Source organism: Campylobacter sp. IFREMER_LSEM_CL2194 (assembly GCF_025771685.1).
In the GTDB taxonomy this organism is placed as follows: Bacteria; Campylobacterota; Campylobacteria; order Campylobacterales; family Campylobacteraceae; genus Campylobacter_D.
Map to the genome: position 1 here is coordinate 128371 of NZ_JAKMQS010000003.1, position 8266 is coordinate 136636.

General features: G+C 27.2%; 13 protein-coding genes. 4 read left to right on the forward strand and 9 right to left on the reverse strand.

The features are described 5' to 3' along the window. Positions 1–2: 2 nt before the first annotated feature. Complete coding sequence (gene pseF / locus L8V79_RS02415) at positions 3–704, reverse strand: pseudaminic acid cytidylyltransferase (protein ID WP_263702359.1); 702 nt, start codon at positions 702–704, stop codon at positions 3–5. 63 nt (positions 705–767) lie between these two features. Here pseF and L8V79_RS02420 point away from each other — a divergent pair, with 63 nt between their 5' ends. Genes L8V79_RS02420 through L8V79_RS02430 form a run of 3 tightly spaced genes read left to right on the forward strand, consistent with a single transcriptional unit; the run spans position 768 to position 4003 of the window. Further along, a complete protein-coding gene (locus tag L8V79_RS02420) occupies positions 768–2009 on the forward strand; it encodes a DUF2920 family protein (RefSeq protein ID WP_263702360.1) in 1242 nt (413 codons plus the stop codon). A gap of 21 nt (positions 2010–2030) precedes the next feature. Further along, on the forward strand, positions 2031–2780 hold the full coding sequence (locus L8V79_RS02425) for a hypothetical protein (RefSeq protein WP_263702361.1): 750 nt from the start codon (positions 2031–2033) through the stop codon (positions 2778–2780). Positions 2781–2788: 8 nt separating this feature from the next. After that, positions 2789–4003 (forward strand): DUF2920 family protein, encoded by a 1215-nt coding sequence (locus L8V79_RS02430; protein ID WP_263702362.1) that lies wholly within the window; start codon positions 2789–2791, stop codon positions 4001–4003. On the opposite strand, the gene L8V79_RS02435 is transcribed toward L8V79_RS02430, so the two are convergent. Beyond that, the gene (locus tag L8V79_RS02435; protein ID WP_412175173.1) at positions 3996–4229 is read right to left on the reverse strand and encodes an acyl carrier protein; all 234 of its coding nucleotides are present in this window, start codon (positions 4227–4229) and stop codon (positions 3996–3998) included. The two genes, L8V79_RS02430 and L8V79_RS02435, sit on opposite strands and share 8 nt — an antisense overlap. A gap of 60 nt (positions 4230–4289) precedes the next feature. On the opposite strand from L8V79_RS02435, the gene L8V79_RS02440 reads away from it, so the two are divergent. Next, positions 4290–5507, forward strand: coding sequence for a DUF2920 family protein (locus L8V79_RS02440; RefSeq protein WP_263702363.1), 1218 nt, complete (start codon positions 4290–4292; stop codon positions 5505–5507). Here L8V79_RS02440 and L8V79_RS02445 read toward each other — a convergent pair. The 7 genes from L8V79_RS02445 to L8V79_RS02475 all read right to left on the reverse strand — a co-directional run. Then, positions 5494–5838 carry a hypothetical protein gene (locus L8V79_RS02445; RefSeq protein ID WP_263702364.1) on the reverse strand — a complete coding sequence of 115 codons (345 nt, stop codon included), beginning with the start codon at positions 5836–5838 and terminating at the stop codon, positions 5494–5496. The two genes, L8V79_RS02440 and L8V79_RS02445, sit on opposite strands and share 14 nt — an antisense overlap. A 202-nt stretch (positions 5839–6040) precedes the next feature. After that, positions 6041–6262 (reverse strand): hypothetical protein, encoded by a 222-nt coding sequence (locus L8V79_RS02450; protein ID WP_263702365.1) that lies wholly within the window; start codon positions 6260–6262, stop codon positions 6041–6043. Beyond that, the gene (locus tag L8V79_RS02455; RefSeq protein WP_263702366.1) at positions 6252–6497 is read right to left on the reverse strand and encodes a hypothetical protein; all 246 of its coding nucleotides are present in this window, start codon (positions 6495–6497) and stop codon (positions 6252–6254) included. The genes L8V79_RS02450 and L8V79_RS02455 overlap by 11 nt, the downstream gene beginning before the upstream one ends. After that, positions 6494–6718, reverse strand: a complete 225-nt coding sequence (locus tag L8V79_RS02460) for an acyl carrier protein (protein WP_263702367.1) — start codon at positions 6716–6718, stop codon at positions 6494–6496. Before L8V79_RS02460 ends, L8V79_RS02455 begins: the two co-directional genes overlap by 4 nt. A gap of 200 nt (positions 6719–6918) precedes the next feature. Then, a complete protein-coding gene (locus L8V79_RS02465) occupies positions 6919–7452 on the reverse strand; it encodes a formyltransferase family protein (protein WP_263702368.1) in 534 nt (177 codons plus the stop codon). Beyond that, positions 7442–8179, reverse strand: a complete 738-nt coding sequence (locus L8V79_RS02470; RefSeq protein WP_263702369.1) for a GNAT family N-acetyltransferase — start codon at positions 8177–8179, stop codon at positions 7442–7444. The genes L8V79_RS02465 and L8V79_RS02470 overlap by 11 nt, the downstream gene beginning before the upstream one ends. Then, positions 8172–8266, reverse strand: a 95-nt coding sequence (locus L8V79_RS02475; protein WP_263702373.1) for a hypothetical protein, incomplete at its 5' end; no start/stop codon positions are given. The genes L8V79_RS02475 and L8V79_RS02470, both read right to left, overlap by 8 nt.

Sequence of the window (8266 nt, forward strand, 5' to 3'; positions counted from 1 at the left end):
ACTTAATTTTTGATATTTATGTGTTGTAATTGATAAAGCATTTTAGCAAATTCCAAGTCTTCGAAAGTATCAATATCGCAAATTTTATTTCTCGGAAGTAAAAAGGCTTTAGAATGAGGTTTAAACATAAAATCTTCTTCTAGCCATGCTTCTTTTTTGCCAAAGTAAAATGCTCCACCATCATGATAAGCTTTGGTAAGATCTTGTGAGCGTTTGTTATAGTTTGATTCATCAAACATACAAACTTTATTTTGTTCATCAAGGTAAAAACCTCTTTGTATAGGGTATTCAAATTCACAAGCTGAAAATAAAAATTTGCACTCATCTTGACTGAATTGCTCAAAAGCTTTTTGCAAAATAAACTCATCTATAAGTGGTGCAGTAGCGTATAAACAACACACATTTTCATAAAATTTACCTTGCTTTTCTAGAGTGATGATGGCATCTTGGATTACAGCGGTTGAGCTTGCATAATCATCACTTAGTTCTTTTTTGCGCACAAAAGGAACTTTGGCTCCATATTTTAAAGCCACTTCGATAATCTCATCGTCATCACTTGAGATAATCACATCATCAAAAATACATGAATTTAAAGCACTTTCTATGCTATAAGCAATCAAAGGTTTTCCTAAAAAATCGATAATATTTTTTCTAGGAATACGCTTAGAACCACCACGCGCTGGGATAATACAAATATTTTTCATAAATCATCTTTAAATTTTATAAAAAAGCAAGTATAATTTAACTTTAATTTTAAAAGGCTTAATATGCTCAAAGATGAAACTTATTTTATAGATTCTTGTGATGATGTAGAATTAAATATAAAAAGAGAAAGTAAACTAGAATTTCAACTTATATATGATGATACAAAAGAAATTGAAGCTATAATGTGTATTGTTCAAGGACTTGGGGCTGATATAAGAGATCCTGTTTTAAAGTTTAATATGGAATATTTTGCGTCAAAATATAATGTGGCAGTTTTGAGTGTAAATTATCATGGTATAGGTAACCGTCCTCAAACTGGCGCTAAGTGGTATTTAGATGATATTGATAAACTTATTTTTGATGCGAGTTTGAAAGCTATCAATATAAAAATTCCCTATAATATATCAAAACTTAACACTTTTGAGGAATTTTATCCTGCTATGAATTATCTTAATAAAGAAATTCAAAAAAAGAAAGATAACTGGGATTTTAGCAGAGAGTATTATTTGGACTTGAGTGTGAGTTTGCAGCTTACGAACAATGAATATCAAAATTATGGTATTATGCAAACGATTGATATGATAAATACTTTGCTTTATGTAAAAACAAAAATTTTTAAAAACAGTAATTTAAAAACTATTGTGGTAGGAGTTTCACATGGTGCTTATATGGGCGCATTGTCTGCAAAAATAGCTCCATGGGTTATAGATGCAATCATTGATAATTCTTCTCATGTGACGCTTGATGGAGATGCTTGGAGATATATAGGCTTTGGCAAGGAAGTTGATTATACTGAGTATTTTTGCTTTGGAACTTTTCACTATTTTAACAATATTAGACTTTGCGCTTCTGAAAAAACACTATGGACTACAAACAAACAATCACCTTATTATTTTTCACCTGCTAGAAAACTTATTAGAGAAACATTAAACAAAGATCATCTAAATATACAAGCAAAATATCCAAATCCAAAATATATCGCTTATCATTCTAAATTTGATGAATATGTTCCTTTGGAAGAAAAAGAAGAATATGTTAGTATTTTAAAAGAACTTGGAGTTGATGTTGAATTTACAAAAATAACAGATAATCAACAAGTTGATGGTAAATTTATTAAAAATTTAACTCATGGTATGGGTATACCTATAAAACTACTTATTAAAAAACACTTGCCACAAATTTTACAAGAACCTTTAAAAGACAAAACTTGTAAAAAAGAAATCTCATACAGGTGTGATGATTTAATATATACTTTTAAAGAGGAAAATGAGCAAATATTACTTGATGTACAAAAATTAAGCTAGAATATACAAGAAAGGAAATAAATGAAAAATTTTTTTAACTCACTGCAAAATAAAGAATTCATTTTTGCACCACAATGTTATAAAACATGTAATGGTGGATGTTGTCATAATATTCATGCACAATATTTTAAATTTAATAAATCTAGTGCGGTGATATTGCCTATGCTTGAAGTTGAATATCTTTCACTAAAACAAGCTGGTAACACATATTTAGAAAATGGAAAAGTTAACACCTTTACTTTAAAAAATGGAAAAAAAATCAATGCTTATTTTGCAAAATGTGATTTAAATGGACTTTGTGATCCTCATGGTCTTAGACCTTTGATATGCAAGCTTTATCCTTATTATCCTCAGGTTGATTATGAGGGAAATTTTTTAGGGGTTAAACCTTGTGCTTTATTTGATATATTTTATAAAGATGCCAAAAAGCACTATTGTACCATAACCCATAGAAAAAATGATGAGTTTTTAAGAGAGTTTGAGCAAAGCACACAGGTATTAAGAAAAGAACCTATAATGATATTTGTATTTAAGGTACTTGAGGTAGTAGAAGAAACTCTTAAACAATATACTTATGATCATTATGGAAAAGTAGTTTATCTTGAAGAATTAACGCATGAGGAAAAATTTGATTTTTTTGCTTTTCAAGAGATCAATTCTATGACTATGCAAGCATATAGAAATGACAAATTTATTGATAAAATTCAAGATATATATGATAATCTAGAGTTGCGGTATCAAGATCAATTTACAAATTATTTTAATGATTAGAGAGAATTATGCTCAAAAATGAAACTTATTTCATAGACTCTTGTGATGATGTAGAATTAAATATAAAAAGAGAAAGTAAATTAGAATATAGAATAACTTATGATGATGACAAAGAGATGAAAGCTATCGTCTTTATCATAGGGGGATATGGAATAAATGTTGACCTGCAAGTAATGGACTTTAATAGACAGTTTATCGCCAAGAAATTTAATGTTGTAGCTGTTAATGTTTTGTATCATTGTTTTGGGTGTAGAATTAATAGTAAAGATAAAAATTACAGCGCCTCTTTTTCATATGATGATAGAGATGTTGAGTATTTTAAAGCACAGTTAAACAAACAAGGCTTTGTGTTTTCTGAAGATATTAATAAAGAAAATATACAAAATCAAATTGCTTCTTTGGAGTCTTTGATTGATTTTTATAAATCAAAAAATATATTGTCCAACGATTTTAAATTTTGTATAAACTCAACTCTGTCACCTTCAAATGATGAATATCAAAATTACGGTATTATGGCAGCCATTGATCATATAAATGCCTTAAAGGATATGTGTAAAAAATTTCCTATCTTTGGTAAATTACCTAAAATTTATGGTGGATGTTCTTATGGAGGTTACCTTTCTTTATTGATTGCTAAAATAGCCCCTTGGTATGTTGATGGAGTGGTAGATAATTCTGGTGAGGCAACACTAATTTTGGGTTGCATCATGGGAAAAGATTTAAATTTTCATGATATATATTATAATTATAAGAGTTTTATTATAGGTTGTTTTATAAAAACATACTGGAATTCTGATAAGTCATCTCCTTGTTGTTTTAAAGATGAACATTTTCTTATTAGAACTTTATTAAATAAAGAACATTTGATTTTACAAGCTCAAAAAAACAAAAATATATTTTATACGAGTTATCATAGCTCTAAGGATTTGTTAACTTCTTGTGAGAATAAAAGTTATTTTATGGAATTGCTAAAAATTTTAAATTATCAAGTAGATTTCAACTTGATAAAAGAAACTGATATTGATGGTAAATTTGCTAAAAATTTAGAACATGGATGCGGAATAAAAGACAAATCATTATTTAATAAAGAACTTCCAAAGATACTAGAAAAATTTAAAAACAAAAATTTCATTCTGAGAGAAGATAGCATAAGCTATCCTTGCAAGGATAAAGTTTTTACTTTTAAAGATAAGGGCGATAAATTTGTGCTTGAGATTATATAACTTTCTCAAGCATATTTTTTATTGTAGAAAAATCTTCAAAATTATCTGGAGTTATATATTTAGCATCTAAACTTTTTCCAATAAATTTTTCTATTTCTAAGATCAATCTCATCATATCCATGCTATCAATAACGTCATCATCCACTAAATTGCGACTGTTTTCATTGATATCACTTCTGTTGATTGCATTAAACATATTTTGAATATCTTCAAAGTTAATATTCACATCTAGCTCCTTACTTTTTAGTTATAATAATACTTAAAAAATGCAAATATAAGGCTTAACATGCTTAAAAATGAAACTTATTTCATAGACTCTTGTGATGATGTAGAATTAAATATAAAAAGAGAAAGTAAGTTAGAGTATAGAATCACTTATGATGATGAAAAAACTATGAAGGCAATAGTTTTTATTATAGGTGGTTTTGGAGCTAATGCAAATATTTCATTTTTAGATTTTGATAGAGAATATCTTGCTAAAAAATTTAATATTATTGTTGTAAATGTTTTTTATCATTGTTTTGGCGCTAGACCTTCTATAGATGAGAAATATAATCCGATTTTTATGCCAAATGAAAAAGATTGGGAAAGTTTTTGTGAAATAGCAAAAATTTGTGATATGGAAATTTATGACTATGAAAAAAGCAATTTTAAAAATTGTATAAGAAAGCTTGATGAAAGATCTAAACAAATAAAACACGAAGGAAGACTGAAAAAAGACTTTTTGATAAATCTTTCTTGTGATTTTGTATTGCCAAATAACGAATATCAAAATTATGGAATTATGGCAGCTATTGATCATATCAATGCCTTAAAAGATATTATGAAAAATTATCCTCAATTTAAATCTTTACCAAAAATTTACGGGGGGGGGTCATATGGAGGTTATTTAGCTTTAATGTGTGCTAAAATAGCTCCTTGGTATGTAGATGGAGTGATAGATAATTCAGGAGTGACATTGCCTCATTTGCCTCATTTGTTAGGCAGAGAAAGTGAGTGCGGTGAATTTGCTATTAGAGGTGATAATTATATTTTATTATGTTTTGTAAAAAAATACTGGACTAGAGATGAAAGCTCTCCGTATTTTTTAAGTGATGATAATTATATGATAAGGGTTCTTTTAAACTCAAAGCATCTAAGTTTGCAAAATGAAAAAAATCAAAATACAATATTTATCAGTTATCATAGCGCAAAAGATGAGGGAGCTCCAGTGGAACATAAGAGTAATTTTTATGAATTTTGCAAACAACTTGGATTTGATACAACTTTGCATATTGTTAAAGATGAGAATGATGTAGATGGTAGATATATAAAGAGCTTAGAGCATGGTTTGAGAATGACAGATAGGGCTTTATTTAAAAAAGAATTACCTATATTGCTTGAAAAACTAAAAAATAAAACATTTAATATGAGAGAAAATAGCATATCTTATCCTTGCAAAGATAAGATATTTACTTTTAAAGATTTTAAAGATCGATTTGAGCTTAAAATTACACGACTTTGATAAAACTTTGAAGTTTATCAAAATTTATTTTTAGGCTACATGCATTAAGGGTGATACCTGTTCCAAAGCTTCCAAGGAAAATTTGTTTATCCCCCCCCCCAGTATATGAAGCTAATTCTAGAGGTAATTTATTTATAGTAGTGTTTCCATAGTTTTTAAGAATATTATCTTGGATAAAATTTAAATTTAGTCTCTCATATAGTTTTTGTTTTGAAAAATTATCAGAAGAGTGGATAAAAAATTCATCGAAATTAGTTTTTTCTAGATTGAAATGTTCAAAAAATTCTTGAAAAAATGTTGGATAGTTTTGCATAATAAAAGAAAAAGTCAAATTGTTGTTGACTTTCAAAATATTCAGACTATCTAATCTAAGTCCACCATAGGGTAAAGTTTCTTCTACACATTGAGTAGAAAAAACTTTTTGAGAAAAACAGCTTTTTTCTTTAGAATTGGTATTTTTTTCTATTAAAATCGCACTTGCACTATCGCTATTATTTAAAAAGGTAATTTTATCTTTTTGAGCGTCAATCGCTTTACTTTTTACACCGGCGCATTAAAATAGCTTTTTTTATGTTCTGTTGATTTAAAGCTAAAAACACTTGAAGCAAACTCTGTAAAAATCCAGGGCAAAAGCCTAATACATCTAAGCATAAAGTATGGCTACTTAAATTTAAATTTTTGTGGATTAAACTAGTGCAAGCTGGTGCTAAATAATCCGGTGTAAAGCTTGTAAAAACTAGTAGATCAAATTTCATCTTTTTTGAGTATATCTTTTGAGAAAAGCTCCTCTAATGCTTGTGTTGCTAAATCACTTGCGTATGTTGAATTATCACTTATAAAATGATTGAAAATTCCTGAGTTTTCTTGCAAAAGTTGATACTTTCTTTCATTTATATTGCAAAGCTTTAATCTATCTTCTTTGTGGAGTGGATTTTTAGGCAAAACAATACTGACAGCTTTAATGAAATGATTAGCAGTTTCTAAATTCATTGCATTGCTATTTCTAACATCTCTTTAATATTTTTGAAGCTTTCAAAATTTTCCGCTTTGATAAAATCTGCCTTTAGTGGTTTTTTATAGTATTTTTCTATTTCAGCTACTAAAGCCATGATGTCAATACTGTCTATTATGTCATCACTAAGTAAATTTTGCATAGTTTCGTTTATATCGCTTCTGTCTATTTTATTAAAAAATTCTTGAATTTGTTGCATTTTATTCCTTTGGAATTGTTATTTTTATATTATTACTTAAAAATAAAATTATTTCAAGATGGTTTATTTCATAAAATGAAATATCATACATCATATCGTTTATTTTTACTTTAGTTTTAGGAGTAAGATTGCCATTGTCCATTGCTCTTAAAAATATTTCTACGATTGGGATGTTCCAAGATATATCTAAAATACCATTATTAGGTAGTTGACTTATTTTGTGAATATCCCCCCCCCCTAACCACAGAAATAATTTTTGGCTGAGGAAAAGAATTTTTTATATTCTTTAAACATTCCTCAAAAGAATTGATGGCTAAATTTTGCTGCATTTGGAGTAGTTTTATAGCTGTTAGCGAGTTAGTTATTTTTATCTCTTTTTGCAAGATGATATCTCCTGTATCTATAGTGCAATCAACCTTATGCCAAGTGATTCCTGTTATATTTTCTTGGTTCCATATAGCCCATATATGTGCATTTCTTCCTTTGTATTTTGGAAGTAGTGAATTATGATAGTTAATGATGAAATTTGATTCAACACATTTTTTTTGAAAAATATAAAAATTATTCACACTTAAAATAAGAGAGTTAGATATTTTCTCAAAGAAAACATCCAATTCGTTTTTATTTTTTAGTGTGATAAGTAACACTTCTTGTTTGAAAAAATTGTGTGCTATTTTTAAGCACTCCTTAGCTATTCTACCTTCGCCTATCAAATAAATTTTCTTAAAGTTCATGAAAATTCCTATAGAATCTGATTTCTGTTTTATTAAATTTGAAATTAGATTTTTTATAAAACTTTATAGCTTTTGTATTATTAATATCAACATATAGTTTATAAAATTTTGCTTTTGTGTTTTCTAAGAAGAAGTGATTTAACAAGGCAAATGCTACATTTTTGTATTTGAGGTTTGGTTTTACCGCAATATAATCCAAGATAGCATTGTTTAAAATATTGGAATATAACAATACTCCGCATATTTTGCCATTTTCTTTATAGTATAAAATATTATTAATATGTTTTTTGAAATTATTTTTTTGATAAAAAAGATTAAATTCGTATTCAAAGTTATTATTTAAAAAGTCATAACATTCTGCAGTTTCATCAATGGTTGGTTTTTTTATGAAATCAAATTCAATAGGTATTAAATTTTCATTCTTTAGTATCATTTGTTTAAATACCTGAAAACACTTGAAATTATTAAGCTTTAGAAATAATTGATGTTTTTCAAAATATTTTTCTTGATTTCCGATAAGTCTTATAAAAGATGGTTTTAAGTTGTACTGTTTTATTTCATTAATGAAGTAAAACAAAAGTTTTTTATTTAGAAAAAAGAAACTATTATTTTCTTGTTGAAAAAAATAATTATTATTAATTGCATGTTTTAAAAAACTTTCTTTGTATTCATAGCAATTATGTAATAAAAAACCATTATCATGTGTTTGTGAAAAATTCTTAAACAAATTTACTCAAAACCTTCCTGTCAATTTTCCCATTTGCATTTAAAGTAAATTGTTCTATTTTAACAAATTTTTTAGGTATCATGTAAA

Bases quoted from the DNA above. Each gene is read 5' to 3' on its own strand.
- L8V79_RS02465 (WP_263702368.1), bottom strand. From the start codon at position 7,452: ATGAACTTTAAGAAAATTTATTTGATAGGCGAAGGTAGAATAGCTAAG.
- L8V79_RS02430 (WP_263702362.1), top strand. From the start codon at position 2,789: ATGCTCAAAAATGAAACTTATTTCATAGACTCTTGTGATGATGTAGAA.
- L8V79_RS02440 (WP_263702363.1), top strand. From the start codon at position 4,290: ATGCTTAAAAATGAAACTTATTTCATAGACTCTTGTGATGATGTAGAA.
- L8V79_RS02420 (WP_263702360.1), top strand. From the start codon at position 768: ATGCTCAAAGATGAAACTTATTTTATAGATTCTTGTGATGATGTAGAA.
- L8V79_RS02460 (WP_263702367.1), bottom strand. From the start codon at position 6,718: ATGCAACAAATTCAAGAATTTTTTAATAAAATAGACAGAAGCGATATA.
- pseF (WP_263702359.1), bottom strand. From the start codon at position 704: ATGAAAAATATTTGTATTATCCCAGCGCGTGGTGGTTCTAAGCGTATT.
- L8V79_RS02425 (WP_263702361.1), top strand. From the start codon at position 2,031: ATGAAAAATTTTTTTAACTCACTGCAAAATAAAGAATTCATTTTTGCA.
- L8V79_RS02450 (WP_263702365.1), bottom strand. From the start codon at position 6,262: ATGAAATTTGATCTACTAGTTTTTACAAGCTTTACACCGGATTATTTA.
- L8V79_RS02455 (WP_263702366.1), bottom strand. From the start codon at position 6,497: ATGAATTTAGAAACTGCTAATCATTTCATTAAAGCTGTCAGTATTGTT.